Here is a 26,570-nt window from a genome sequence, read left to right as displayed (position 1 = left end):
AGGGGTGCTGATGACACGTGTCCGGGGCCGGGGGATCCGGCCCGTCCGGCGCCCCCTGGTGAAGCCCCGCGGGGCCTAGAGCGTCAGGGACAGCAGCACCGGCGCCGCCCGCCGGTTCAGGGTGTCCGCCGCCTCGCGCAAGCGATGCGCGTCCTCGATCGGCAGCGAGAGTGCCAGGCATCCCGCCGAGGCCCCCGCGGTCAGCGGCACCGCCGCGCACACCGTGCCGACCGCGTACTCCTGGAGGTCGAGCACCGGGACCGTCGCCGGCTGGCTGTCCAGCTTGGAGAAGAGGACCTGCTCGCTCGTGATGGTCCGCGACGTCAGCCGCGCGGTCTTGTGCCGCGAGATGTGGTCGCGCCGCCCGTTCTGATCCAGCTGGGTCAGCAGGCACTTCCCGATCGCCGACGCATGCGCCGAGGACCGGAAGTCCACCCACTCGTTGACCGCCGGGTTGCTCGGACCGTCGGCGAACTGGGTGACCCGGATCTCACCGTCCACGTACCGGCTGATGTAGATCGCCGCGCCGACCGAGTCCCGGAGCTGCACCAGCGCCTGCTGGAGCCGGGCCTCCACCGCCTGCCGGCGCGCCGCACCGGAGCCGAGCAGCAGCAGCGACGCGCCGATCACATACGCGCCGTCGGTGATCTGCTCGACGTACCCCTCGCGGCGCAGCATCAGCAGGAGGGAGGCGAGATGCCCCACGGGCAGTCCCGTCTCCCGGGCGATCTGGGTGTTCGTCACGCCGTTGCCGTGCTTGGAGACCGTTTCGAGAACACGAAGGGCGTACTGCACCGAATGGAATGGCGTGGTCGGTTCGGGCTTCAACGCCACGGTTTCCCCCTACCAGGTTGTGACCGCAAGCTCTGCCACCACGATAGCCGCCAAGAGGCGTTTCGGGGGCGGGTGTTGGCGACCCGGCGGTGCGCCCCGGCTCCACGAGCAGGGGCGCACTCCCCTGGCATATGCCAGAGGCATGACCAATCGACGGATACCGAGGTCACAGCACCGCGTTGAGGAATTCGCGTGTACGTTCGTGTTCGGGATCGGAGAAGATTTTTTCCGGCGAACCGGACTCGACGACCCGCCCGGCGTCGAACATCAGTACCTTCTCCGAGACGTCCCGGGCGAAGTTCATCTCGTGGGTCACACAGAGCATGGTGATGTCGGTGTTCCTGGCGATGTCACCCAGCAGCTCCAGTACGCCCGCCACCAGCTCCGGGTCGAGCGCGGACGTCACCTCGTCCAGGAGCAGGATCTCCGGCTCCATCGCCAGCGCCCGCGCGATCGCGACCCGCTGCTGCTGGCCGCCGGAGAGCTGCGAGGGGTGGGCGTCGGTCTTCGCGGACAGCCCGACCAGGTCGAGGAGCTCCCGGGCCCGGGCCTCCGCCTTGTCGCGGTCCATGCCCAGGACGTTGACCGGCGCCTCGGTGATGTTCTGGAGCACCTTCATGTTCGGGAAGAGGTTGAACTGCTGGAAGACCATCCCGATCTTCTTGCGTGCCTCGCGCAGATGCTTCTCGGACGCCGGCTTCAGCGAGCCGTCCGTCGCCAGCATGTGCGTCAGCGGGTCGCCGTTGATCCGGATCACGCCGTCGCTGACCTTCTCCAGCGTCATCAGCAGCCGCAGGATCGTGGTCTTGCCCGAGCCGCTGGGCCCGATCAGCGTGACGTGCTCGCCGCGCTCGACCGAGAAGTCCAGCTGGTCGAGGACGACATGGTCGCCGTACCGCTTGACCACCTTGTCGAAGCGGACCAGCGGATGGGCGCTGTCCCTGGAGGCGGGGACCGCCACGACGTCCTCGGGCGCCGTGGCCGCGTTCTTCTGCGGAGGGAGAGAATCAGTGGCCAAGGCGCTTCTCCAGCTTTCTCATCAAGAGCGACGTCGGGTAGCTCGCGACCAGGAAGAGCACTCCGGCGAGCGTGAACACCTCGGTGTACACGAAGTGATCGGCCCCGTACGCGCGGGCTTCGAAGACCATCTCCTGCACCGTGATCACGGCGAGGAACGGGGTCTCCTTGAACATCAGGATCGCGTAGTTCCCGAGGGCGGGCAGTACGTTGCGCACCGCCTGCGGCAGGATCACGGCCTGCCAGGTGCGCCGGGGCGACATCGACAGCGCCCGGCAGGCCTCCCACTGCCCCTTCGGCACACCGTCGATCCCGGCGCGGTACACCTCGGAGGTGTACGTGGCGTAGTGGATGCCCAGCACCACGACGCCGATGGTCAGCGGCTCCACCGAACTGAACACGGCAGCCGCGCCGACGAGTTGGATCAGCAGCGGGGTGGAGCGGATGAACTCCATCACGACCCGCACCGGCACGGTCACGAACCGGCTCGGGGCCCGTCCGGCGACCGCGATGGCCAGTCCGAGCACCGCGGCGACCACCGTGCCCAGCAGGGTGGCCAGCAAGGTGACCTTGAACCCCTGAAGGAGCAGGGGCAGGGCCTCGCCGACGGCGTTCCAGTCGAATCCCTCGTTCACCGGGCACCTCCGGCGGCCGCGGCGGTCACACCGCTGCGGGACCTCAGCAGGCTGCGCCCGCCGGTCTCCAGGCCGAGCCGCCGTTTGGCGGACCGCTCCAGCAGGTTCATCAGCAGGGTCAGCGCGTACGCCAGCACGAAGTAGCAGACCAGCAGGGTCACATACGCGGTGAGCGTCTCACCGGTGCGGCTGCGCAGCTTCTCGACCGCGGTCATCAGGTCGGCCGCCGAGATGAGCCACAGCAGCGGAGTGCACTTCAGCAGCTGGATCAGCAGGTTGGTGAGGGAGGGGAGCATCTGCACCCACGCCTGCGGAAGGATCACCCTGCGCATCCGGTGCAGCGGCGTCATGTTCAGCGCGACCGCCGCCTCGTACTGGGCGCGCGGCACGGAGTTGATCGCCCCGCGCACCACCTCGGCGCCGTAGGCCCCGTAGTTGAGGCCGAAGGCGAGGACGCCGCAGAGCAGCGGCGACAGCTCGTACCCCGTCAGCGGCGGCATCGCGTAGTAGAACCAGAACAGCTGGACGTACAGCGAAGTGCCGCGGAAGAACTCCACGACCACCCGGGAGACACCGCGCGACAGCAGCAGCCGGCTGATCGACATCAGCCCGAGGACGAACGACAGCGCCAGGGCCAGCAGGGCGCCCAGGACCGTGGCCTCCAGCGTCACCCACAGGCCCGAGCGCAACTGTGGGAGATCGTCCATGAAGGCGGAGAAGAAATCACTCATGCGGTGGGTTCCGTCCCTGTCAGCCCTTGCACAGATCGGCCGTCTTCAGGGTGGCCGGCGGGAGCTCGGTGGCCCCGAAACCGAAGTCCTGGAGCAGGCTCACATAGCGGGACCTGTCGGAGACGATCTTCTTCAGCTCACGGTTGAAGGCGTCCCGCAGTTCCTCGTTGCCCTTGCGGAAGACGGCGCCGCCGGGGCTGTACTGCTTCTTCCCGTCCAGCTCCGGCAGGAAGGCGTCGGTGACCTCGGTGCCCGCGTTGGTCCTGGCGAGCCAGCGCAGCGAGATGCCGGTCAGCAGGAACGCGTCGACCCGGCCGCCCTTGACCGCGTCCGCGCCGTCCTGCGGCTTCTGCAGCGTCTTGATCCTGTCCTTGGGGATGCCCGCGCCCTCGGCGTACGAGCCCTCGACCGCGCCCGCCATCACACCGACGGTGATCCCGGCCGCCTTCGCCGACGCCAGATCGGTGATGTTCCCCGGGTTGCCCTTCTTCACCATCATCGCGGTCGGCGAGATGAACTCGGGCTCCGAGAAGAGGGCGTTGGCACAGCGCTCGGGGGTGATCGCCATACCGGCGCTGACCACGTCGTACTTACTGGCCTGCAGCCCCGGGATCAGCCCGTCCCACTCGGAGAGCGTGGGCCTCAGCTCGTCGACACCCAGTGCCTTGAAGATCTCCCGGTGCAGGGTGGGCGCCTCGCCCTTGAGCTGCTTGCCCTCCATGTAGCCGTACGGGGCCTCGTCGGCGTACGCGACCCGGACGAACCCCTGCTTGCGGAGCTTGGCGAGGGCTCCCTGGCCGTCCGCGGAGTCGGCGCCGGTCTTGCTGCAGGCGGAGAGCAGGCCGGGGACGACGAGCAGACCGCCCACGGCCGCCGATCGGTTGAGAAAGCCCCGGCGGGACAGGTTCGGGAAGTCAGCCATGGTTCGCGGTCTCCTGGAGGGGTCGAACAGTCCGGACAGGGTGAGCGCCTGCCCGATCCCGTACGTCTATGCAGGAGGAGGCCGCATGTAACCGAACGGTGGCCGGAGGGTGACCTTCCCGTGTCCGGGGATGGGCGGAGTGTGACGAGATGTGCGCGGGGCGTATTCCCGTACGGGATGCGGTGGATGACGGGGCGTTATCGCCGGATGTCCGCAATGGGGCGGTGAAGTCGGCATCGGACGGACCGGGTTGGGGTCACTCGTCCAGATCCGTCCCCGGGATGTAGCCGAGCCGTTTGTCCACCACGTTCGGCAACGGCCGCCCGGTCAGCCACAGTTCGTACATCGCGACGAACTGCTCACCCAGCCGGTCCCGCCACCCCACCGCGTCACCGCTCATGTGCGGCGACACGATCAGGCCGGGCACGTCCCACAGCGGGCTCTGCGGGCCGAGCGGTTCCCGCTCGAACGCGTCGAGCGCCGCACCCGCGATCCACCGCTTGCGCAGCGCGTCGACGAGGTCGCCCTCGACGACCATCGGGCCGCGTCCCACGTTGATGAACCGGGCCGACGGCTGCATCAGCCCGAAGAACCTGGTGTCGAACATCCCGTGCGTCCGCGGGGTCAGCGGCGCCGCGCAGATCACCCAGTCGGCCCGCGCCGCCAGCCGGTCCAGATCGCCCGCCCCGCGGATCGTGCGCCGGGCCGTGCGTCCCACCAGCGCCACCTCGACGCCCAGCCCCATCAGCAGCCGGGTGATGGCACGGCCGACCGGCCCGGCGCCGACGACCACGGCACGGGAGCCCGCGACCGGGACGCTCTCGCGGTGGCGCCACCGCCGCCGCTGCTGGAGCTCCAGCGTGCCGGGGAGATCCTTCGCGAACGCCAGCACCAGCCCCGCCACGTACTCGGCGATCGGCTGCTCGAAGACCCCCCGGGCATTGGTCACCACCGTGTCGCACCCCACCAGCTCCGGGCAGAGCAGCCGGTCCACGCCCACGCTCGCCGTGTGTACCCAGGCCGGGCGCGGCCCGTCGCCGGGCCAGGCCTCCCGCACCGCGTCGGAGGCGAGGTCCCAGACGAGCAGGACATCGGCACGGGGGAGCTGCGCGGCCAGACCGGCCCTGTCCACGTGACGCACCAGGACCCGGCCGGCCAGCCGGCCGAGCCGGGGCGACGGATCGGCGTCCAGGACGAGCAGGACGGGCTCCCGCATGGCGGACGGTTCCTCCCTCGTCGGCCGAGGTGGGCACAGGCACCACGCTCGCAGCCGCTCCCGGCCCCGTCAACAGGTCAGGGCGATGACCGGGGCGGATGGGGGAATACTTGAACTGGAGCGGGGGACTCTCGGCCACGGCCGGATCGCGGCGGGATCGCGACCGGGCCGCGGCCGGACCACAGCCGGACCACAGGAAGGGTGGACATGACGACCGTCGGTTTCCTCTACCCGGGCCATTTCGCGGAGGACGACTATCCGCGGATGGAGATCCTGCTCGACAGCACCATCAGACTCGTCGTCAACCACACCGAGTGCCCCGACGACGCCTACCGCGAGGACGCCCTGCGGGCCCTGGGCGCACCCGGCCGGCTCGCGGCCGGCGCCGAGGAACTGCGACGGATCGGGGTCGAGTCCGTCGTCTGGGCCTGCGACGGCGGCAGCTTCCTGTACGGCCCGCAGGGCGCCCGCGCCCAGGCCGCGGCCGTGGCCCGCGAGCTGGGCGTGCCCGTCTCCAGCACCTCCATCGGCTTCGTCCACGCGGTACGGAAGCTGGGCGCCACCCGGGTCGCGGTCGCCGCGACGTACCCCGAGGAGATCGCCGCGCGCTTCACCGCGTTCCTGGCGGACGAGGGCATCGAGGTGCTCGCCACCCACGCGGCCGGTGTCGCCACGGCCGCCGAGGCCGCGTCGTGGGGCCCGGACCGGATCGAGGAGCTGGCCACCGCGGCCGACCGCCCGGACGCGGAGGCGGTACTGCTGCCCGACACGGCCCTGCACACGGTCGGCCACCTCACGGAACTGGAGGAGCTGCTCGGCAAGCCGGTCCTCACCGCGAACCAGGTGACCGTCCGGGAGGCCCTGCGGCTGGCCGACCGCCACGCCTGGGCCGCGAGGCTGGGCACGCTCTTCGCGGCCCGCGAAGCGCCTCCGGCCCCGGCGGCGCCGTCGGCCCGGGGACTCTGGGGGCGCGGCCGGAAGTACGCGCACGGCAGGAACGCGTACACCCGCGGAACCCCCGAGAAGTAGCTCCCGGCAGCCGGTCCCCGGGCGGGTCCCCCAGCCGGTCCCCGGGCGGGTCCCCCAGCCGGTCCCCAAGCGTCCCCGGGAATAAACGGAGTCAACCTCCTGTTTGTTTCCTCCGGACGCACGAGGGACATACGAGCACCACCGGAGAGGTCAGGACGTGGACGACATTCGAGGCGACGAGATCCGTGGCAAGGCGGAGGGAGCAGCACCCGTTCCGCTCTCCGTGCTCGATCTGGTGACCGTGGGCCAGGGCCGCACCGCGAGCCAGGCGCTGCGGACCGGGGTCGAGATCGCACAGCTCGCCGAGCGGCGCGGCTTCCACCGCTACTGGGTCGCCGAGCACCACTCCATGCCCGGTGTCGCCTCCTCCTCACCAGCCGTGATCCTGGCCCACACCGCCGCCCACACCGAACGCATCCGGCTCGGCTCCGGTGGCGTCATGCTGCCCAACCACGCCCCGCTCGTCATCGCCGAACAGTTCGGCACCCTGGAGGCCATGGCCCCCGGCCGCATCGACCTCGGCCTCGGCCGCGCCCCCGGCACCGACGGCGCCACCGCCGCAGCCCTGCGCCGCTCCGACCGGCTGAACGAGGGCGCCGAAGACTTCCCGCAGCAGCTCGCCGAGCTGACCCGGTTCCTGGACGACGACTTCCCCGACGGCCACCCCTACGCCCGCATCCACGCGGTCCCGGGACCCGTCCAGGCCACCTCCGAGGGCGGCGTCCAGTCCCCGGCCCGCCCGCCCCTGTGGCTGCTCGGCTCCTCCGGCTTCAGCGCCCGGCTGGCCGGAATGCTCGGCCTGCCCTTCGCCTTCGCCCACCACTTCTCGGCCCAGAACACCATCCCGGCCCTGGAGCTGTACCGGGAGTCCTTCAAGCCGTCCGCGGTCCTGGACGCCCCGTACGCCCTGATCGGCGTCGCGGCCCTGGCCGCCGACGACGAGCGCGAGGCCCGCCGCCAGGTCCTGACCGGCGCCCTGTCCATGCTGCGCCTGCGCTCCGGGCGCCCCGGACTGGTCCCGACGCCCGAGGAGGCGGAGACGTACGCCTTCACCTCGATGGAGCGCGAGTTCATCGACAACTGGCTCGTCAACATCGTCCACGGCACCGCGGACGAGGTCCGCACCGGCCTCGACGACCTGGCCAAGCGCACCGGCGCCGACGAACTGATGATCACCGCCAACGCCCACGGCGGCGATGCCCGCCTGCACAGCTACGGACTCATCGCGGACGCGTACGGGCTGCCGGGGGCCTGACCCGCTCGCGGTCGCGGTGGCGGTGGAGCCGCCGCCTCAGGCCTCCAGCGCGCGGGCGCCGAGCAGTTCGGCGATGCGCTCCGGGGCGACCGCGCGGGAGTAGAGCCAGCCCTGCCCGGTGTCGCAGCCGATCCGGCGCAGCCGTTCCGCCTGGCCGGCCGTCTCCACGCACTCCGCGGTGACGGTCAGGCCCAGCCGGTGCGCCAGCTGGACCATGGCCTCGACGATCGTCTCGTCGGCGGGGCTGGGATGCGTGCCGTCCTCGTAGCGGAAGCCGTGCACGAAGGCGCCGTCCAGCTTCAGTACGGAGACCGGCAGGCGGCTCAGGTAGGCGAGGTTGGAGTAGCCGGTCCCGAAGTCGTCGATGGCGATCCGGACGCCCATGTCGCTGAGCGACTGGAGGGCCTGGAGCGGGCGGCCCGCCGAACCCATCACCGCGGACTCGGTCAGCTCCAGTTGCAACAGCGCCGGGTCCAGGCCGGTCTCCGCGAGGATCTCCGCCACATCGGTGACCAGGTCGGAGTCCCAGACCTGGCGGACCGCGACGTTGACGCTGATGAACAGCGGCGGCTCGGCCGGGTGGTCGAGCTGCCAGCGCCGGGCCTGACGACAGGCCGCCCGGAGCACCCAGCGGCCCAGCTGCACGATCGAGCCGTCCTCCTCGGCGATCGCGACGAACCGATTCGGCGAGAGCATGCCGAACTGCGGGTGGTTCCAGCGGACCAGCGCCTCCACCCCGCGTACGACCCCGTCGGCCATGCCGACCAGCGGCTGGTACTCGATGGTGAACTCGCCGCGCTCGACGGCCGGCCGGAGGTTGGACGAGAGGGCCTGGCGGGTCATCCGGTGGGCGTTGCGCTCCGGGTCGAAGACGGTCCAGCGGGCCTTGCCGTCGGCCTTCGCCCAGTACAGCGTCGTATCGGCGGCCTGCATGAGACCCGTGGCGGAGGTGCCCGCCACGGGCCGTTCCACCACGCCGATCGAGGCCGAGACGGAGAGCCGCTGCCCGGCCAGGTCGAAGGGCTTCTGGAGTGCGGCGAGCACGGTGCGGGCGAGGTCGGTCAGCTGCTGCGTACCCGTGGACTCCTCCACCAGGATCGCGAACTCGTCCCCGCCCAGGCGCGCCACCAGCGGGGCGCCGGTGGGGTGCGGGCCCTCCTGTTCGGCGCAGTCGGTGAGCCGGGCGGCGACGGCGGCGAGCAGCCGGTCGCCGATCCGGTGGCCCAGGGTGTCGTTGACGGCCTTGAAGCCGTCCAGGTCGAGGTAGCAGAGCCCGATCCGGCCGCGTCCGGGAAAGGAGTCGTCCTGGTACGGAGGGGTCTCCAGGACGGCCGAAAGCCGCTCGAAGAACAGCGTCCGGTTGGGCAGCCGGGTCACCGGGTCGTGCATCTGGAGATGCCGCAGCTGTTTCTGCAGCTCGCGCCGGTCACTGACGTCCGCGACGGAGAGCAGCACCTGACCGGGCGGGCGGTTCCCGTCGGCCGCGCCCCGCGTGCCGTCGTCGCTGTCACCGTCGCCGATACGACTGTCGCCGTCGCTGCCGCCGTCCGCCTCCGTCGCGGGCATCGGTACGACGGTGATCTCGGCCCACATGGAGCGCCCGTCGGGGTGCTTGAGCCTGCGGGTGCAGCGGAAGCGGGAGCGCCGGCCGTGCAGCACCTCGCGGTACGCGTGCCAGGTGCGGCCGTCCGCCGCGAGGTCGACCAGATCGGAGGCGGACTGTGCGGTGAGCGCCGCGGCGGCGATGCCGACCAGGGCGGACAGGGCCTCGTTCGCGGTGACGATCAGGCCCTCGTGATCGACGACGGCCATCGGGAGCGTGGCGGCCCGGAAGGCCGCCCGGTAGTCGTGCGTCCCGGAGACGGCCGCTCCCTCGGTGACGTCCTCAGGGTTGCCCTCCCCAAGCCATGGTCCATGACGCTCCGTGACCGATGGTCGTGGGGAAGAGGGTGCTGTGCCCGCCGGGGGCCTCGGCCCTTCGGAGGTTGCGCTCACCGTTCGCTCCCGCCATGCAGTTCTGTCCCGGACAGGTCTGGTCGGACTGGCCCGCCGCGTGGAGCGCCGTTGTCAGGGGCGGAAACCGCGGAGGAAAGCGAGGTGAAGCATAGAGGCTGGGAGCTCGGCCGTTCCAGCGCCCCGACTGTTCCGCGCCTCGCGCCCGATCAGCATGGGCCATTCGCGCGTAGATCCGGTTTGCCCACGACTGATCGTTTCTGCGCGGCTCTGTTCCATCCCTTTGTGTCGGTGATCGATTGTGACTTTCCGTGAAGGAGAGTGTGTGGATTGTCCGCTGACCCGACTGGGGCAGCTGAACAGGACGTAACGCCTGAATCGCCACAGGGTGGTCGGGAGGGTGCTGAAGATCCCAGGCGTCCGTACCCCGCACCCGGAGGTAGATGTGCCGCGTCAGCACGGACCCGGAGGGGTGGTGAAGCCGAGTCCGCGCGCCGTGACGGCCGGCCTGGTCTCCCTGCTGGCGGTCGTCGCCACGTCCCTCGTCGCGGGACCTGCCGTGGCCGCCACCGGTGCGGCCGACGCCTGTGCGCTGCCCCGGACCCACGTGCACCACTCGCTCGGCCTGGACGAGTGGAACAGCGCCTACCCGCGCCCCGACCATCCGCTCGACGCGGTCATGATCTTCCTCTCGTTCCCGGACGCCAAGCCCGTCACCACCCCCGCCGAGCTCACCTCGGACTATTTCCCCGCCACCACCCGGTTCTTCCAGCGCGCCTCGTACGGAAAGTTCACCCTGCGCCCGCATCCGCTGCGGCGGTGGATCCGGATGCCCAAGCCGTCCGTCTGGTACGGCATAAAGCGTGACTGGTCCAACGAACGGCGCAGCGCCTACCTGCGCGACGCGATCAAAGTGGCCGACCCCGAGGTGGACTTCTCGAAGTACGACATCGTCTACCTCCTCGCCGACCCCGACGCCCCCGGCATCGACTCGGACGCCACCAAGGTCGTCAACTTCGACCGGCCGCTGCACGCCGACGGTACGGACATCGGGCGCGTCGTCACCGTTTTCGAACAGCACCCGCCGGACCACAACGTGCTGGCCCATGAGACCGGACATGTATTCGACCTGCCCGACCTCTACCACCGGCCCTCGGACGGCAAGGGCGACTGGGACACCTTTGTGGGTGACTGGGACGTGATGGGCAGTCAGTTCGGACTCGCGCCGGATCTCTTCGGCTGGCACAAGTGGAAGCTGGGCTGGCTGGACGACCGGCAGGTGACCTGCGTCCAGAGCAGCCGGGTCGTCACCCTGGAGCCGATGGCGGCCGTCCCCGTGCCCGGGGCGTCCATCGGGACCCGGCTCGCGGTGATCAGGACGGGCGAGGGCAGCGCCGTGGCGATCGAGGCCCGCAGCGCCACCGGCAACGACCGGACGACGTGCGGCGAGGGCGTGCTGCTCTACCGGATTCGTAACGAGACCCCGTCGGGCGGTGGACCGGTCGATGTCATCGACACCCACCCCAGCACGGCCGCCTGCTGGGACCGGTCGGTCTACCCGCCGCTCGCGGACGCCCCGCTGCGGGTCGGCGAGACCTTCACCGTGCCCGGCGGACACGCCGCGATCGAGGTCGCCGACCGGACTCCCTCGGGCGCCTGGACGGTCCGGATCACCACCGGAAAGTAGCGGCGGCCGACCATGACGAAGAAGCCCCCTCGCTCTCGCGAGGGGGCTTCTTCCGTCTGTGCGCCGCCAGGGACTCGAACCCCGGACCCGCTGATTAAGAGTCAGCTGCTCTAACCAACTGAGCTAGCGGCGCCTGCTGACGTCGTAGACCTTAGCACCCTGATCGGCGGGAGGAAAAATCGAAATCCGGGGCCCCGACGAGGGCACCGACCGGGCCACTCGCACACATGCCCACAGCAGTACGTCGGGCCCCGGCAGCCAGGGGCTGCGGGTGTCGGGGGCGACCAGCCAGCGGGGGCCGGAAGCGCTCGGTCCGCAGGTCAGGGGCGGCACGGTCACCGCGTCCCCGGTGCCGTGACAGAGCAGCGGGGGCACCTTCCGGCCGCTGCCGTCCTGCCGCAACGGGTCCCGTTCCGGCCGGGACGCCGGACCGCTGCCCCACTCCTCCCAGTCCAGCAGCGAGGGCAGTCGCTGGGCGGTCCCGGGGGAGGCGAACAGCAGCATCCGGCCGCGGTGCGTGGCGACCGGGCCCGAGCCCGGACCGTCCGCCCAGAGGTGTTCGAGCATCCGGCGCCCGAAGAGCGTGGGCACGTTCACCACGTCGAAGGCCGAACCGCACGGCAGGACCCCGGGAGCGGACGGGTGCGACTCCCACTGGGACAGGGCGCTGCGCGGATACGCCGTGGCGCTGGCCAGCCAGGCGGCGCCGGCGGCGGTCACCTGAGCCGTCTGGCTCCCGGCGTGCTCGCGCAGGACGGCGAAGACGTCGGCCTCCCGGTAGGGGCCGTCGCCGTGATGCAGGGTCGTTTCGTCTGGCAGCCATGCGGTCATGCACACAGGTCTACCGGGAGTGATGGCTCCGATGCCGGGAGTTGCCGGAAATCGGGACAGGTTGGGGTGGCGAGGAGTATCTTGCCCTCGGGCATATGCCAGTGGTTATACCCACAGTCAGCGCCCGACTCGGCGGGGAGACCGCAAGAGACCCGGCACGGGGTGGGCCGAGCGGTCAGCCGGTAAACCGGGCAGCGGGTGAACCGGTCAGGGCCTGGGGTCGTTCAGCAGGCTCCGGCCGAACTCGACCATCTTCTGCGTGTAGTCCTCGGTCCACTCCGCCCGCTGGGCGATGTCCGCGGTGGTGAGCCGGTCGAACCGGCGCGGATCGGCCAGCTGAGCGGCCGCGACCGCCTGGAACTCGACGGCCCGGTCGGCCGCCGCGCGGAACGCCAGGGCCAGCTCGGTGGAGCGGCTCAGCAACTCCTTCGGATCGTCCATCGACTCCAGGTCGAAGAAGTGCTCAGGATCGGCGACCGACGCCGACGGCTCGAAGAGCAGGGGCGCGGGGCGCAGCCGCTGCCGCTCGTTCCGCTCGGGTTGTGCCATGTGGTTGTTCCTCCTTCGGTGGGCCCGACGGCCACCCTCCATTGTCCAGCCCGCCGCAAGGGCGCCTACGGCCGCGTGCGCCGACCGGCTGCCGCGCCCCGAAGCGCCCCGAAGCGCCCCGAAGCGCTCCGACACGCTCCCGTCCTCAACGCCCCCATCGCACGCGGTGTTCCGCCAGGTGCGCCAGCACCCGGTGGTTCGCCTCCCAGCCGTCCGGGAACTTCACCGTGACGCCCAGCTGGACCGGCTCCGTCGACGGGTGCTCGTCCAGCAGCTCCGCGACGCCCGCGCGGCAGACCACGATGCAGGCGTGCCGGTGGCGGGAAGCCAGCACGCACAGCCGGCCCGTCTCCAGGTGGAACGCGGTGGCGTCGGGCCGCCCGGACAGCGGGTGCAGGACCACCGTCACATCGAACTCGCGGCCCTGGAGCCGGTTCGCGGTGTCCACCGCCACGCCCGTCACCCCCAGCTCCGCGAGCGCCGCCCGCACCGCCGCCGCCTGGTCGCGGTGGGCCGTGCCGACCGCGACCCGGTCCGCCGTCACCGGAGCCGGATCCGGGGAACGCTCACTGGTGGCCGCGCCGCCCCGGTCCAGCAGCCGGCGCACCACCGTGGCCACCGCCCGGACCGCCTCGGGGTCCGTGCGCGGGGTGTGCCGGGCGGGCAGCTCCAGCAGACCCCAGCCGGACTCCGCGGCCTCGTCCAGCACCCGGTCCGCCGCCGAGCCGTCGGACCCGACACCGAACGACAGCAGCCGGTCCCCGTGGTCCGTACCGCTGCGGAACGGGGTGTACGGGTAGAACGCGTCCGAGACCAGCCGCGCGGCCGACGCGGGCAGCCGCCAGGAGACCGGCAGCCGGCGCTGCGGCAGCTCCGGATTGTGCGCCAGCAGGGTGGTGACCGCGCTCGCCGACGGGTCGTAGCTCAGCCCCGCCCACTGGTCCGCGCCCACGATCGAGAACGGGTCCAGCTGGCCCGGATCGCCCACGAACAGGGCCCGTTCGAAGAGTCCGGCGACGGCCAGCAGCGCGTCCGAGCGCATCTGGTACGCCTCGTCGACGATCGCGTGCCCCCACGGCTCGACGTTCTTCACATGGGCCCACTTGGCCGCCGTCGAGATGACGATGTCGAGCCCGGCCAGATCCGCCGCCTTCGCCGACTTCCGTACGTTGGCCAGCCCGTCCAGCACCTTGTCGTACGGGTCGGAGTCACTGCTGTGCAACCGGCCGACCGGCAGCCCGGGGTCCTTCTCGGCCAGCCGGACCACCAGGTCGTCGACCTGGGCGTTCGTCTGCGCGACGACCATCAGCGGGCGCCCGGCCGCCGCCAGTTCGAGCGCGGCGCGGACCACCAGCGTCGACTTTCCGGCACCGGGCGGGGAGTCCACCACGATGCCGCGGGCCGTGCCGTTCAGCGTGTCGTCCAGGATCTGGGCGGTGGCCCGGCCCGCCGCCGCCCCCGGGTCGAATCCGTCGGTCACAGCAGGTCCTCCGGGGTCACGGGGTCAGGGCTCTCGACAGCCGCACCGGAGCCCGGCGGACCGCCGTGCGTCCAGGGCGTCTCCTCCGGTTCCGGCAGCTTCGGGCCGCCGCGCTGGTCGTGCTCGAAGAGGGTCCAGGCGATCCGGTCACCGGGCTCCGGCACCGAACCCGGGGCCGGTTCCCTGCCGCGGCCCATCCGGTCGGTGATCCGCAGCACCAGAGCGGGCACGGCACCGTCCTCCACCGGCCCGTATCCGGCGAACTCGGCGGTCTGCGGCTTGCCGTCCAGCGAGCGGTACACCTTGACGCGGTCGGCCAGCTGCGGCCGCTCGTCGGTGCGGACGGAGACCAGCGGGCGCGGCGAGGGGCGCTTCGACTCGCTGTACGCCATCTCCACCCCCGTCACCTCCCCGAGGAACGCTTCGCCCGCCAGCCGGCGGCCCGCCAGCACCAGCGGATCGTCCAGCGCCTCCTGGGCCTCCAGCTGCGCCTGCGCGGTCTCCCGCGAGGCGAGCTTGCGGGCCGCCGTCACCGCGTCGTCCCGGCGGGGCTGCGGCGGCTCGCCGGACCGTACCCGGTCGCGGTGACCGGTGAACGACCAGCGGTCGCGCGTCCAGCGGTCCTCGGTCCTGGACCCCTCGGGCAGCTCCCGCAGCAGGTCCAGGCCCCGCCACACCGCGTCCCAGGTAGGCCGCAGCACACCCGCCAGCAGGGCCCTGATCTCCCGCTCGGCCGCGGACAGTTCGGCGAGCCGGGCATCGGCCGCCAGACCGTCCTCGGCGGCGGCGAACGAGGTGCGCGCACGGTCGAACTTCTCGATCGCGGGGGCCAGCAGCCGGTTGTCGAAGTCCGGGTCGGTGGCCGGTCCGGCGGGCGGACACAGCAGCTGACCCTCGCGGTCCCGGGCCAGCTCGGCGCGGAGCGCGGCCTCGGCCCCGGACTCCCCGGCCGGCGGGTCGATCCAGGCGAGGAGGGCGCCCAGATGCTGGTCCTCCAGGGTGGACTGGCCGGTCGCCCAGTGCCGGTTGAGCAGATCGGTGCCGGCCAGCAGCAGCGAGGAGCCCGGCACCCGGGCGCGCTCGCCGTAGTGCGTGAGCCAGCGGCCCAGCAGCGGCACCCGGGCCGGCGCCGGATACGGGGTGTCGGGGTCGTCCTCGGCGGTGCGCCGGAACCGCATGGAGCGGCCGAGCAGCCGGACGAACTCGATGCCCGCCCGGCTCGGCACGATCAGCTGCGCGGCGTCCGTGCACAGCTCGGTCTCGACCTTGATCTTCTTGCCGGTCGCCGGGTCGGTCTCGCTGCGCTCGGCGGGCTCGATCACATCCGCGTACGACTCGATGTGCGGCAGGACCGCCTCGGCCAGCTCCGCGAGGAACGCGAACCGCAGATCCCGGTCGCGCGGCTGCGCCACGACCAGCAGCCGGGGCGCGTCCCGGTCGGTGCCGACGAGGGCGCCGAGCGGGGCGCCCGCCTCGCCCGCGGTGGTGAGCGGCACGAGGACGAGCGGCCGGTCGGTGAGATGGCGGTGGCGGACCGTGGTCATCGGCTGCGCGCGGCCGCTCTCCACGGCCTCCAGCCTGGCCAGGGTGCTGATCAGCGACATACGGAGCCTCCGTCCAGCGCCTCGGCGCGCAGGGCCGCCGCTCGGCGCAGCGCGGCGACCGTCGGATCCGCCGGGTCGCCCTCCTTGCCCGCGGCCGCGGCCAGCACCGCGCCGACCGTGGTCAGCCCGCCGAGCTCGCCCCGCACGCTGCGCCCCAGCGCCTCCACCGCACCGGCCGCACGTGCCCTGCCCCGGCAGTGGAACGCGAGCTCGCAGGCGGCCAGGCACTCCGGTGCGTACGCCGCGGCGACCGACTCGACGGCTGTGTCCAGCTCCTCGGGGGAGCGCTCCGGGTCGAACGTGGTGCCCTCGGGCAGGGCCGCCGCGATGTCCTCGATCCGGGTCAGTCTGGTCAGCTGGCGCCGGGTGACCGCGCGCTGCTTGCGTACGTCGACGACGGACGCGGTCGGCAGGTTGGAGAAGTCCTTGGGGCAGACCAGCAGCACCCGGTGGCCGACCTGCGCCCCGTCGGTGGCCTCGGCGACCCGCTCCAGCGCCAGTACGTAGACCGCGGACTGGCGGGCGGCCCCGCCGACCTTCGCCGCGTCGGCGGAACCGTCGATCATGGGGAAGGACTTGATCTCGACGACGGTCCAGGTGCCGTCGGGGTGCACCACCACCGCGTCCGGCTCCAGATAGGCGGGTGAGCCCGCCACCTCCAGGGCCAGCATCGGGTGGTCCAGCAGCGCCCAGCCGCCCGCCCCGGTCGCCTCCCGCAGGGCCAGTGCGGTGCGCGCGGCGCGGCCCTGGGGGCCTGCTGCCGTCAGATCGGGCACCGCGACATCGCGGGGCGGCTCGCCGGGCCCGCCGAGCCGCTCGTGCAGCAGGCGCATCAGTTCCGTACCGCCGTCGGCCTTGACCTTGGCCTCGAAGGCGTTGCCCCGCATGAAGGCGAACTGGGACTGGCCGAAAGCGGCCGGTGAACCGAGTGCGGTGGCGAGGGCGGCCTTGTCGACGCCGGCCCCGTCGAGCAGGGCGCGTCGCTTGCAGCCGGGGTTGGCGGCGAGGGCGGCCAGTGCGCGGGCGTCCAGCGGGAGCGGTGTGACGGCCGGGCCCCTCAGCTCAGCGAGCCGCTGCCGCAGCGTCACCGCCGACGGCTCTTCCCGCGGAGGCGGTGGTGACGTCGGCCGGGGCAGGTGGACCGGCCGGTGCTGCGGCATCGGTGGGATCTGCGGAGGAGGTCCGCTGGCCGGGGATTCGCTCACCCGCGGAAGTCTTGCATCCGGCACTGACATCCGGGGACTCCATGGCCCCGGTCACCTGTACGAAGCGGGGCAGGACCGCGGCCCAAACCTGGTTGGCGAGCCGCGTCACGGGCCGGGCCAGCAGGGCGCCGACCCCCATGACCGCGGCGCCGGCGACCGCGTCGAGGAAGTAGTGGTTGGCCGTGCCCATCACCACGAAGAGGGTGATCAGCGGGTACGCGATACCGGCCGCGCGTATGAGGGGGTGCCGCCCGTGGCGCCATATGAGGATCCCGCACCACAGCGCCCAGCCGACGTGCAGACTCGGCATCGCCGCGTACTGGTTGGTCATCCCGCCCATCCCGCGCGGGGCGCTCGCCTCGGTGCCCCACCAGCCGTACGAGCTGTACTGCGCCATCGTGTCGACGAAACCGTGTCCGGCGGCCAGCAGCCGCGGCGGGCAGGTCGGCATCAGCGTGAAGCCGATCAGGCCGAGCATCGTGGAGGTCATCAGCCAGGTGCGGGCCCTGCGGTAGGCCTCCGAGTGCCTTCGGAACATCCATATGAGGACGGCCGGGGTGACCAGGTAGTGCAGCGACGCGTACGCGAAGTCGGCGGGTATCCCTATGGAGGAGTGCGCGGTCAGCAGCCGGTTGAGCGGGTGCTCGAAGTTGATGAAGAGAGCCTGTTCCAGGTGCAGGATGCTCAGTCCGTGGTCGACGGCCGTCGACACGTCGCCGCGTACCAGCAGTCTGCCGCCCGAGTACGCCGCGTATACCAGGGCGAGCAGCGGCAGCTCGGTCCACCAGCGGGGCCGGGGGCGCGGCGCGGGCGCGGTGGTGGCATGCGGCATCCGGAAGTTCTCCATCATGTGTTCATGCGGCCGACGGCGGGCGTTCAACCGTACGGTGCGGGTCGGCCGCGATTCCCCCGGGGGTGCCCTTTCGGCACCCCTCAGCTGCTCTGATTTGTCTGCGATGAAGGGGACGCCCGTGCGGCCCCCCAGGTTGCCTCACCGCTGTGTGCGCGATGATGGAAATCCGGACGATCCGTTCCCACCGTTCCCCCTGGTGCGGCGGACGGTGCCGTCCCCGTCGATGTCCAAGATCTCAGGTCCAAGGTCAGAGGTCTCAGTTTCAGGGAGAGCCGTCACATGGCACCGCGAATCCTGCTTGCCCGGCACGGCCAGACGGAGTGGTCCGTCAACGGCAATCACACCGGCAGGACGGACATCCCGCTGCTCGACACCGGGCGCGCGGGGGCCAAGCTGCTGGGCGAGCGGCTGCACCGGGGGCCGTGGGCGGACCTGCCCGGCCTGGAGGTCCGCACCAGCCCGCTCGTACGGGCCGCCGAGACGTGCGAGCTCGCGGGGTTCGGCGACCGGGCCGAGCGGTGGGACGCGCTGATGGAGTGGGACTACGGGGCGTACGAGGGGATGACTCCGGCCGAGATCAAGGCGATCCGCCCGGACTGGTTCATCTGGCGCGACGGGGTGCCGGACGGGGAGACCCCGGCCGAGCTGTCGGCCCGCGCCGACGAGATCGTCGAGTGGGCCCGCTCGGCCGACCGCGACGTCCTGGTCTTCGCCCACGGCCACATCCTGCGGGCACTGGGGGCGCGGTGGCTGGGCGAGGACGTGTCGTTCGCTGCGCGCATCCGGCTGGACCCGACGTCGCTGTCGGTGCTGGGGTGGGCGTACGGGGCGCCGGCCCTGGAACGCTGGAACGACACGGGGCACCTGGAGCAGTAGCCGCCGGGGGGCGGGGCGCCCCCCAACCGTCCGGGACGCCCACCCTGGTCCGGTCCCGGGCACTTCAGGCCGTCCGGCGTTTGAGGACGGAACCCCGCGCCCCGGTGCGGGTCACGTCAGGCCGGACGGACCGGTAAGCGTGCCCGGCTCCCGGGCGTGGCCCCTACGCCTTCGTACCGGCCGACGCGTGCCGGTCGAGGAAGTCCGTGATCTCGACCGACCCCCGGCCCAGCGGCCTCAGCACCGCCACCGCCCCCGCCAGCATCGTCCTGATCCGCGAGGACCGGACCTGGTCCAGCAGGTCCAGCACCTGGTGGCCGGTGGCCGCCGCCTCCTCCGCGAGGCCCGCCCATGCCAGGTCCGTGGTCAGCTCGGCGCGGTACAGCGCCAGGTTCCGGGTGAAGTGCGGGTCCTGCAGCCGCGTCGCGTGCCGTGCGTGCCGTGCCGCCCGCGACCACTCGCCCAGGGCCGACCAGCACTGCGCCTCCAGTATTTCCAGCTCCGCCTCCCGGAAGAAGCTCATCCACTCCGGGTCCGCCGCGGACGGCCCCCGCCCGAACGCGGTGTGCGCCCGGCCGAGCGCCCGCTCACAGCCGGTACGGTCGCCGAGCCCCGCCCGGCCCCCCGCCTCCCGCAGGGCGAGCAGCGCCATCAGCCGCGGTGAGCCCAGCGGCTGCGCGGCCCGCTGCCCCGCCTCCGCGGCGCGCACGGACTCGCGGGAGCGTCCGGTGTCCCGGGCCAGGAACGACGCGTTGCAGAACGCGTGCGCCTCCAGCGCCCGGTCCCCGGTCACCCGCGCCGTGGCCAGCGCCTCCGCGTAGTGCGAGCGGGCGTCCTCCAGCCGGCCCGAGTCGTGGGCCAGCCAGCCCACCGAGATGGCCAGCTCACCGGCCCCGGCGTGCAGCCGGTCCGCCGTGGCGTGCCGGGTGGAGGTCCCGGAGTCGAGCAGCGCGTACGCCGCCCGCAGCGGCTGCGAGGCCCGCCGGTACAGGCCGTCGCCGCCGTGCCGGTCGTCCAGCAGACGGATCTGCCGCACCGCCTTCTCGACGGCGCTCACCTCCGCCTCGCCGACCCGGCGCTGCGCGGGCAGGGAGACGGCGGCGGCCATGCCACCGAGGCTCAGGCCAAGGGACGCGGCCGCCATCGTGGTGGAGCCGCTCGTCATGAATACGCGACGCAGCACGTCGCACTCCTCGTCGGTGTCGCTGCCGAGCAGCGGGGAAGTCGGGGGCGAAGGGGCTGAAGATTCCGAAGGGGCTGAAGGGGCTGAAACGGTCGAAGAGGTCGTCACGGGTGAAGAGGAGTCCGCCGCGGACCGGGCCCCCCGGCCGCGTACCGATTCGCGCGGCGAGAAGCCCAGATCCGCCAGGCCCGCCCCGGGGAACATGTGCAGGAAGACCCGCTCGTACGCGTAGTTCGGGCAGCGGATCTCGCCCGACTCCACGCGTCCGATGTACCGGGCGTCGCACGCGACCTGCTCGCCGATCTCGCGGGCGGACCTGCGTACCGCGGCAGCGAACTCCCCGGCGGAGCGCTGTCCGCGCAGCCGTCGGAAGGCAAGGTTGGGAACTGTCCGTGTCGACACCATTGCGGGACCCTCTCCGGTGCGAGCCGGACGCCTGTTTCCCGTGTCCCGGCGGAGCAAGAACGTACCCGCTGTGACAAGTCGCACACGCTGCGATTACTGACAAATCGGATATCTCTCCCACGATCCGCCATGAACTGCCACCCTTTGCGGCGGTGTGGGGCCGTAGCCCTTGACGCGGTCGGCGCGTTGGTCCATGCGGAGACGGAGTCCGGCTCCGCCCGGCGATGAGAGGAGGGGTCCCTTGTTGCATCTCGACATGGCGACCGGCTCGCGGACGACCGCGAAGACGACCGCGAAGACCACGGCGACCGCGAAGACGGCGGCGACGACCGCGGCGACGGCCGGTCCCATGGCAACCACCGAGGGGTCCCGGGTGCCGGGCCCGCCCCCCGGCGCCGAGCCCTGCGACCTGGTGACCGTCCCCGCCCGTCAGGGACTGGAGGCGGTGGACATCCTGCGCCGCGGCGCCGACCAGGAAGCCGTCGGCCGGGTCCTCCACGACGGCGCCTGCGCCACCCTCGGCTTCCTGGTGCCGCCCGGCACCGCCGAGGCCTGGGACGTACCGGGCAGCGCCTGTACGCGGACCGACGGCCGCGGACTGCGCATCCCCGCCGAGCCGCCCGTCTCCGGCAGCGGCTGGCTGCTGCCGCCCGGCGACGACACCTCGGTCACCGACCCGGCCGTGCTGCGGGCCGCGCTCGACCAGGCCGCCCGGCTGATCGAGGCGGCCGACAACTGCTGCTGAGCCCATAATGGCCAAAGGGCGGGCGAGCGGACCCGCCCGTCACGGCCGGTCCCCGACCGGTCCCGGCCCCGATGAGCAGTGAGCAGGTACGAGCAGCAGTGGCACGTCGAGGAGCGGCCGGCGGAGCGGGCGACCGCAAGCAGCGCGCGGACCGCAGGACCGACCGCAAGGCGGCACGCGGCTCCGAGGGCCCCGGCGGCAACGTCTGCGAGCCGGTGGACGGCGGCCAGGCCGAGCTGGTGCCCGACCGGGAGCGCCGCCGCGCCTGGACGCTGACCATCGACGGCGCACCGCAGTCCCATGTGGACCTCGACGACCCGGCCTACCTCTCCTTCGAGTACCAGCGTCGGATCGGCCACATCGCGGACCTGGCCGCGCCCGCCGGGCAGCCGCTGCACGTCGTGCACCTGGGCGGCGGGGCCTTCACACTCGCCCGCTACATCGCCGCGACCCGCCCCCGCTCCACCCAGCAGATCGTCGAGGTGGACGCGGCCCTCGTCCAACTGGTGCGCCGGGAACTGCCGCTGGACCCGCAGGCCAGGATCAGGGTGCGCGCCACCGACGCCCGCGCCGGACTCGGGAAGATCCAGGACGGCTGGGCGGACCTGATCATCGCCGACGTCTTCAGCGGCGCCCGCACCCCCGCCCACCTCACCAGCACCGAGTTCCTCGCCGAGGTGCGCCGGGTCCTGAAACCCGGCGGGAGTTACGTGGCCAACCTGGCCGACGGGCCCCCGCTGGCCCATCTGCGCGGTCAGATCGCCACCGCCGCCACCGTCTTCCCCGAACTCGCGCTCGCCGCCGACCCGACCGTGTTCCGCGGCCGCCGCTTCGGCAACGCCGTGCTGCTCGCCTCGGACGTGACGCCGAAGATCGCGGAGCTGACCCGCCGGGTGGCGACCGATCCGCACCCGGGGCGCGTCGAACACGGGCGGGCGCTCGCCGACTTCACCGGCGGCGCGGCCGCGGTGCACGACTCCGACGCCCGGCCGTCACCACCGCCGCCCGCCTCCGCCTTCGACTGAAGCGCCCCCCGCCTTCGGCTGAAGGGCACCCGTCGCACGCTCACTTCACGATCTCGACCTGCGGCGGATGGTCGTTCCAGGTGCAGAACACCGAGACCGTGGTGCCGTCGTCCTGGGCGAAGTTGACCCGGATCCAGGTCGTGTTCGTCCAGACCCGCATCGACCAGCCCGGCTCCGGGGTCGCCGACACCAGCTTCGCGCTGTCCGCGCCCAGTTCGAAGACGACCCGGCCGCCGTCTGTCGAGTAGCTCTTCGCCGTGCCCGCGGGAGTGGCCACGGGCACGGGCCGCGGAGCACTCGCCGCGCCGCGCGGCCGCGCGGGGGACGTGCTCACGGACGGCTTCGGACCGGTACGCGGCGGGCTGCCGGGAGGCGACGAGGACGAGGACGGTTCGGGGCGGTGCGTCGAGGACGACAGCGCCTCCGTGGTCGCCCGGTCGCCCCGGGCGCTCGCGGAGATCGGCACCGCGCGCGGCGGGTCGTACGCCGTCCCCGCCATCACGGCGCGCACACCCCACCACGACAGCGTGACCGCGGCGCCGGTGGCGAGCGACCACGCGAGCGCGTGTACGAGCCCTCGTTGCATCCGGCACATCCTGCACCACCTGCCCCCACCACGTCCCACTACCGCCACCGGGCGGACCGCGGCATGCCGGATGGCGTACGGTGCCGCCCATGCCAAGTGTGCTCGTGGTCGAGGACGACCAGTTCGTACGTTCCGCCCTCATCCGGCACCTGACCGAGGCCTCCCACACGGTACGGAGTGTCGGCACCGCCCTCGAAGCGCTGCGCGAGGTCGCCCACTTCCGGTTCGACGTGGTCATCCTCGATCTCGGACTGCCCGATCTCGACGGGTCGGAGGCGCTGAAGATGCTGCGCGGCATCACCGACGTGCCCGTCATCATCGCGACCGCCCGCGACGACGAGAGCGAGATCGTCCGGCTGCTCAACGACGGCGCGGACGACTACCTGACCAAGCCGTTCTCCGTGGAACACCTCGCCGCGCGGATGGCCGCCGTACTGCGCCGCTCATGCGCCGCGGAGGGCCGGGCGAAGTCCCCGAGCGTCATCCAGGTCGGCGGGCTCTCCATAGACCCGCTGCGGCGCCAGGCCGAACTCGACGGCACGGAACTCGATCTGACCCGGCGGGAGTTCGACCTGCTGACCTTCCTGGCCGGCCGGCCGGGCGTCGTCGTCCCGCGCAAGGAACTCCTCGCCGAGGTCTGGCAGCAGTCGTACGGGGACGACCAGACCATCGACGTCCATCTCTCCTGGCTCCGGCGGAAACTCGGCGAAACGGCCGCCCGGCCCCGCTATCTGCACACCCTGCGCGGCGTCGGCGTGAAACTGCAGCCGCCCGCCGCGCCCCCGGAGCAGCCCGCGTGAGATGGGCGCTGGTCAAGGTCTGCCTGGCCGTCACAGCGATGGTCGTGGTCGCCTTCGCCGTACCCCTCGGTCTCGTCATCAAGGAGATGGCCCGCGACCGGGCCTTCTCCGACGCCGAACGGCAGGCCGCGATGATCGGCCCCACCCTCTCCATCACCACCGACCGCGCCGAACTCGAGACGGCCGTGCTCACCACCGAACCCGGGGCCGCCGGCTGGATGGCCGTCCACGTACCCGCCTCCGGCGAGGCCGACAGCCAGGCGGTGGAGATCGGCAGCCGCCGTGCCACCCGCAAGGACCTGGAGACCGTACGGGAGTCGGGGCGCGCCTCCATCACCGAGGTGACCGGCGGCTCCGCGCTGCTCCAGCCCACCGCGCTCGGCTCCGGGGGCATCGCCGTCGTCGAGGTGTTCGTGCCCGAGGACGAGGTCTCCAACGGCGTCGCCACCGCCTGGCTGGTGCTGGCCGGAGTCGGCATCGCGCTGATCGTGGGTTCGGTCGCCGTGGCCGACCGGCTCGGCGTACGCATGGTGGAGCCGGCCCGGCGTCTCGCAGGGGCCGCGCACGACCTGGGGGAGGGGCGGCTCGGCACCCGGGTGCCGGAGGAGGGGCCGACCGAACTGCGCTCCGCGGCCGTCGCGTTCAACTCCATGGCCGACCAGGTCGTCCAACTCCTCGCCAACGAACGGGAGCTGGCCGCCGACCTCTCGCACCGGCTGCGCACCCCGCTCACCGTGCTCCGGCTGAACGCCGCCTCGCTCGGCGAGGGCCCGGCGGCCGAGCAGACCCGGGCAGCCGTCGAGCAGTTGGAGCGCGAGGTCGACACGATCATCAGGACCGCCCGGGAGCAGCGCCCGCAGACCCAGGGGCAGGGCAGCGGGCCGGGAGCCGGCTGCGACGCCTCCGAGGTGATCCGCGAACGCATGGACTTCTGGTCGGCGCTGGCCGAGGACGAGGGCCGCGAGGTGCGCCTCGCCGGAGTGGACCGTACGGTACGCATCCCGGTGGCCCGCCCCGAACTGGCCGCGGCACTCGACGCGTTGCTCGGCAACGTCTTCCGGCACACCCCCGAGGGCACCGCCTTCGCCGTGGACGTGCACCACAGCGGCGACGCGGTGATCGTGCTGGTCTCGGACGCGGGCGGCGGCATCGCGGACCCCAGGGCCGCGCTGGCGCGCGGCGGCAGCGGTCGCGGCGCCGCGAAGGGCGCGGTGGGCTCGACCGGACTGGGCCTCGACATCGTCCGCCGGGTCGCGGAGTCCACCGGCGGCGATGTGCGGATCGGGCGCTCGGTGCTCGGCGGCACGGAGGTGCGCATCTGGATCGGGCTCGACGGGCAGCGGCCGCAGAGGCGCGGGCACCGGGTCGGGCGGCAGCGACGCGGGGTGGCCCGCCGAAGCGCGAGGCTCCGATTCCGCTCCGGAGCGGGCCCGAACCTTTAGGCCGACCGATGCGCTCCTTAAGCCCACCCTAAGAACACCGACGAACGCCCCAACTGCGGTATTTGCCGGGTTCGGTGTCGCTAGCGTGCTCTCGTATCCCCACTTCCGTATGACGAGGCAGGAACGCGATGGGCATCAGCACGCACCGGCGCAGGGCGAGCACCAGGACCAAGGCGATCGGCGCGGTCGTGGCCGCCGCCGTGATCGGCGGTACGGTCTTCGCCCTCACCGGAACGGCCCAGGCGTCGGCGGTCGGCGCCGCCTACACCAGGACCAGCGGCTGGACGAGCGGCTACACCGGGCAGTACGTCGTCACCAACGACACCGACCGGGCGAAGTCCGGCTGGACACTGGAGTTCGACCTGCCGGCGGGCACGAGGCTGAGCTCCCTGTGGAACGGCGAGCACACGGTCAGCGGCAGCCACGTCACCGTCAGGCCGGCGAGCTGGGACAGGGAACTGGCCCCCGGCAAGTCCGTCACCATCGGCTTCGTCACCGCCTCGGACGGCCAGGCCGCCGACCCCACCGGCTGCCTCATCGACGACGCCAAGTGCTCCGTCGACACGGGCGCCACCCCGGAGCCCAGCGGCCGCCCCACCGAGACCGCGCCCCCCACCGCCTCGGCCACCCCCACGGCCCCGCCGTCCGGGACCGCGACACCGACCCCCACGCCGGCCCCCACCAAGACCGGCGGCGGCAGCGCGAGCGGGGCGGGCTTCGCCCCGTACGTCGACACCTCGCTCTACCCCGCCTTCGACCTGGCCGGCACCGCCACCAGGACCGGCGTCAAGCAGTTCAACCTCGCCTTCATCACCTCCGGCGGCAGCTGCGCCCCGCTCTGGGGCGGTGTCACCGGCCTCGGTGACGACCACGTCGCCTCCCAGATCGGCGGACTGCGCGCGGCGGGCGGCGACGTCCGGGTCTCCTTCGGCGGCGCGTCCGGCTCCGAACTGGCACTGAACTGCGCCTCGGCCGCCGACCTGGCCGCGGCCTACGGCAAGGTCGTGGACACGTACAAGCTGACCAAGGTCGACTTCGACATCGAGGGCGGCGCGCTGCCCGACACCGCGGCCAACTCCCGCCGCTCCCAGGCCATCGCCCAGCTTCAGAAGTCCCACCCCGGCCTGGACGTCTCCTTCACCCTGCCGGTGATGCCCGAGGGGCTGACCCAGCCCGGCGTCGACCTGATCGCCGACGCCAGGAAGAACGGCGTGGACGTCGGGGCGGTCAACATCATGGCGATGGACTACGGCGCCTCGTACGGCGGCGACATGGGCACGTACGCGATCCAGGCGGCCACCGCCACGCAGGCCCAGATCAAGGGCGTGCTCGGGCTCTCCGAGGCGGCCGCGTGGAAGGCCGTCGCGGTCACTCCGATGATCGGCGTGAACGACGTCAGCACCGAGATCTTCAAGGTCGAGGACGCCACGCAACTGGTCGAGTTCGCCCGGACGAAGGGTCTCGGGTGGCTCGCGATGTGGTCGGGCACGCGGGACAAGGAGTGCGCGGGCGGCGCGAAGCCGAGCGCGGACGCGTCGTGCAGCTCGATCGCCCAGGAGCCGCTCGCCTTCACCAAGGCGTTCGGCGCCTACAAGTAGCCACCACCCCCGCCGCATCCCGGCCGGTCCCCACCCCCCCACCACCGGCCGGGATGCGCCCCCCTTTTTCTCCGACGGTCGAGGACGAGGGGCGCGGCCGAACCCCCGG

The 26,570-nt window shown here is 72.4% G+C and carries 24 protein-coding genes and 1 tRNA gene; 9 read left to right on the top strand and 16 right to left on the bottom strand.

Annotated elements, in window-relative coordinates:
- Window positions 1–75 precede the first annotated feature (75 nt).
- From FHX80_RS08675 to FHX80_RS08650, 6 genes are all read right to left on the bottom strand, one after another.
- Window positions 76–834, bottom strand: a complete 759-nt coding sequence (locus FHX80_RS08675; protein WP_145763670.1) for an IclR family transcriptional regulator — start codon at window positions 832–834, stop codon at window positions 76–78.
- Between the two features lie 166 nt (window positions 835–1,000).
- Entirely contained in the window at window positions 1,001–1,852 is an 852-nt protein-coding gene (gene ehuA / locus FHX80_RS08670; RefSeq protein ID WP_145763669.1) for an ectoine/hydroxyectoine ABC transporter ATP-binding protein EhuA, read from the bottom strand.
- Window positions 1,842–2,486, bottom strand: coding sequence for an ectoine/hydroxyectoine ABC transporter permease subunit EhuD (gene ehuD / locus FHX80_RS08665; RefSeq protein ID WP_145763668.1), 645 nt, complete (start codon window positions 2,484–2,486; stop codon window positions 1,842–1,844). Before ehuD ends, ehuA begins: the two co-directional genes overlap by 11 nt.
- Window positions 2,483–3,217, bottom strand: a complete 735-nt coding sequence (gene ehuC / locus FHX80_RS08660; RefSeq protein WP_145763667.1) for an ectoine/hydroxyectoine ABC transporter permease subunit EhuC — start codon at window positions 3,215–3,217, stop codon at window positions 2,483–2,485. The genes ehuD and ehuC overlap by 4 nt, the downstream gene beginning before the upstream one ends.
- 19 nt (window positions 3,218–3,236) lie before the next feature.
- Entirely contained in the window at window positions 3,237–4,139 is a 903-nt protein-coding gene (ehuB, locus tag FHX80_RS08655) for an ectoine/hydroxyectoine ABC transporter substrate-binding protein EhuB (protein ID WP_145763666.1), read from the bottom strand.
- Window positions 4,140–4,395: 256 nt separating this feature from the next.
- Window positions 4,396–5,355 carry a D-2-hydroxyacid dehydrogenase gene (locus FHX80_RS08650; protein ID WP_145763665.1) on the bottom strand — a complete coding sequence of 320 codons (960 nt, stop codon included), beginning with the start codon at window positions 5,353–5,355 and terminating at the stop codon, window positions 4,396–4,398.
- Window positions 5,356–5,562: 207 nt separating this feature from the next.
- Between FHX80_RS08650 and FHX80_RS08645 the strand changes: the two genes are divergently transcribed.
- Complete coding sequence (locus FHX80_RS08645) at window positions 5,563–6,384, top strand: maleate cis-trans isomerase family protein (RefSeq protein WP_145763664.1); 822 nt, start codon at window positions 5,563–5,565, stop codon at window positions 6,382–6,384.
- Between the two features lie 157 nt (window positions 6,385–6,541).
- Window positions 6,542–7,639 (top strand): LLM class flavin-dependent oxidoreductase, encoded by a 1,098-nt coding sequence (locus FHX80_RS08640; RefSeq protein ID WP_145763663.1) that lies wholly within the window; start codon window positions 6,542–6,544, stop codon window positions 7,637–7,639.
- Between the two features lie 36 nt (window positions 7,640–7,675).
- On the opposite strand, the gene FHX80_RS08635 is transcribed toward FHX80_RS08640, so the two are convergent.
- Window positions 7,676–9,634 carry a putative bifunctional diguanylate cyclase/phosphodiesterase gene (locus FHX80_RS08635; protein ID WP_145763662.1) on the bottom strand — a complete coding sequence of 653 codons (1,959 nt, stop codon included), beginning with the start codon at window positions 9,632–9,634 and terminating at the stop codon, window positions 7,676–7,678.
- A gap of 403 nt (window positions 9,635–10,037) precedes the next feature.
- On the opposite strand from FHX80_RS08635, the gene FHX80_RS08630 reads away from it, so the two are divergent.
- The gene (locus FHX80_RS08630) at window positions 10,038–11,279 is read left to right on the top strand and encodes a M6 family metalloprotease domain-containing protein (protein ID WP_167523385.1); all 1,242 of its coding nucleotides are present in this window, start codon (window positions 10,038–10,040) and stop codon (window positions 11,277–11,279) included.
- A 59-nt stretch (window positions 11,280–11,338) separates the two neighbouring features.
- Here FHX80_RS08630 and FHX80_RS08625 read toward each other — a convergent pair.
- The 7 genes from FHX80_RS08625 to FHX80_RS08595 form a co-directional block, all read right to left on the bottom strand.
- Window positions 11,339–11,412, bottom strand: a tRNA-Lys gene (locus FHX80_RS08625).
- A complete protein-coding gene (locus tag FHX80_RS08620) occupies window positions 11,403–12,110 on the bottom strand; it encodes a bifunctional DNA primase/polymerase (RefSeq protein WP_145763660.1) in 708 nt (235 codons plus the stop codon). Before FHX80_RS08620 ends, FHX80_RS08625 begins: the two co-directional genes overlap by 10 nt.
- A gap of 207 nt (window positions 12,111–12,317) precedes the next feature.
- Entirely contained in the window at window positions 12,318–12,659 is a 342-nt protein-coding gene (locus FHX80_RS08615; RefSeq protein WP_145763659.1) for a hypothetical protein, read from the bottom strand.
- A 145-nt stretch (window positions 12,660–12,804) separates the two neighbouring features.
- Window positions 12,805–14,139 (bottom strand): AAA domain-containing protein, encoded by a 1,335-nt coding sequence (locus FHX80_RS08610; RefSeq protein ID WP_145763658.1) that lies wholly within the window; start codon window positions 14,137–14,139, stop codon window positions 12,805–12,807.
- Window positions 14,136–15,743 (bottom strand): hypothetical protein, encoded by a 1,608-nt coding sequence (locus tag FHX80_RS08605; protein ID WP_145763657.1) that lies wholly within the window; start codon window positions 15,741–15,743, stop codon window positions 14,136–14,138. Before FHX80_RS08605 ends, FHX80_RS08610 begins: the two co-directional genes overlap by 4 nt.
- Window positions 15,734–16,903 carry a hypothetical protein gene (locus FHX80_RS08600; protein ID WP_145763656.1) on the bottom strand — a complete coding sequence of 390 codons (1,170 nt, stop codon included), beginning with the start codon at window positions 16,901–16,903 and terminating at the stop codon, window positions 15,734–15,736. Before FHX80_RS08600 ends, FHX80_RS08605 begins: the two co-directional genes overlap by 10 nt.
- Window positions 16,806–17,780 carry a phosphatase PAP2 family protein gene (locus tag FHX80_RS08595; protein ID WP_208764773.1) on the bottom strand — a complete coding sequence of 325 codons (975 nt, stop codon included), beginning with the start codon at window positions 17,778–17,780 and terminating at the stop codon, window positions 16,806–16,808. The genes FHX80_RS08600 and FHX80_RS08595 overlap by 98 nt, the downstream gene beginning before the upstream one ends.
- 300 nt (window positions 17,781–18,080) lie before the next feature.
- Here FHX80_RS08595 and FHX80_RS08590 point away from each other — a divergent pair, with 300 nt between their 5' ends.
- Complete coding sequence (locus FHX80_RS08590) at window positions 18,081–18,677, top strand: histidine phosphatase family protein (protein WP_145763655.1); 597 nt, start codon at window positions 18,081–18,083, stop codon at window positions 18,675–18,677.
- A gap of 163 nt (window positions 18,678–18,840) precedes the next feature.
- Here FHX80_RS08590 and FHX80_RS08585 read toward each other — a convergent pair whose 3' ends face one another.
- Window positions 18,841–20,265 carry an NsdA family TPR-like regulatory protein gene (locus FHX80_RS08585; protein ID WP_145763654.1) on the bottom strand — a complete coding sequence of 475 codons (1,425 nt, stop codon included), beginning with the start codon at window positions 20,263–20,265 and terminating at the stop codon, window positions 18,841–18,843.
- Window positions 20,266–20,509: 244 nt separating this feature from the next.
- On the opposite strand from FHX80_RS08585, the gene FHX80_RS08580 reads away from it, so the two are divergent.
- Both FHX80_RS08580 and FHX80_RS08575 read left to right on the top strand, forming a co-directional pair.
- Window positions 20,510–21,010 carry a hypothetical protein gene (locus FHX80_RS08580; RefSeq protein WP_375886799.1) on the top strand — a complete coding sequence of 167 codons (501 nt, stop codon included), beginning with the start codon at window positions 20,510–20,512 and terminating at the stop codon, window positions 21,008–21,010.
- A 98-nt stretch (window positions 21,011–21,108) separates the two neighbouring features.
- Window positions 21,109–22,035: a spermidine synthase gene (locus FHX80_RS08575; RefSeq protein WP_244318171.1), complete on the top strand. Its 927-nt coding sequence runs from the start codon at window positions 21,109–21,111 to the stop codon at window positions 22,033–22,035.
- A 40-nt stretch (window positions 22,036–22,075) separates the two neighbouring features.
- Here FHX80_RS08575 and FHX80_RS08570 read toward each other — a convergent pair whose 3' ends face one another.
- On the bottom strand, window positions 22,076–22,621 hold the full coding sequence (locus FHX80_RS08570) for a hypothetical protein (protein ID WP_145763653.1): 546 nt from the start codon (window positions 22,619–22,621) through the stop codon (window positions 22,076–22,078).
- 89 nt (window positions 22,622–22,710) lie between these two features.
- Between FHX80_RS08570 and FHX80_RS08565 the strand changes: the two genes are divergently transcribed.
- The 3 genes from FHX80_RS08565 (at window position 22,711) to FHX80_RS08555 (ending at window position 26,461) form a co-directional block, all read left to right on the top strand.
- Complete coding sequence (locus tag FHX80_RS08565; protein ID WP_145763652.1) at window positions 22,711–23,421, top strand: response regulator transcription factor; 711 nt, start codon at window positions 22,711–22,713, stop codon at window positions 23,419–23,421.
- Window positions 23,418–24,863: a sensor histidine kinase gene (locus tag FHX80_RS08560; protein WP_145763651.1), complete on the top strand. Its 1,446-nt coding sequence runs from the start codon at window positions 23,418–23,420 to the stop codon at window positions 24,861–24,863. The genes FHX80_RS08565 and FHX80_RS08560 overlap by 4 nt, the downstream gene beginning before the upstream one ends.
- Window positions 24,864–24,991: 128 nt before the next feature.
- Entirely contained in the window at window positions 24,992–26,461 is a 1,470-nt protein-coding gene (locus FHX80_RS08555) for a glycoside hydrolase family 18 protein (RefSeq protein WP_145763650.1), read from the top strand.
- The last annotated feature ends 109 nt before the right edge of the window (window positions 26,462–26,570 follow it).

The organism is Streptomyces brevispora (genome assembly GCF_007829885.1).
Classification (GTDB): domain Bacteria; phylum Actinomycetota; class Actinomycetes; order Streptomycetales; family Streptomycetaceae; genus Streptomyces; species Streptomyces brevispora.
Note: the sequence above shows the minus strand (reverse complement) of the source record. Positions and strands in the feature narration are given on the sequence as shown.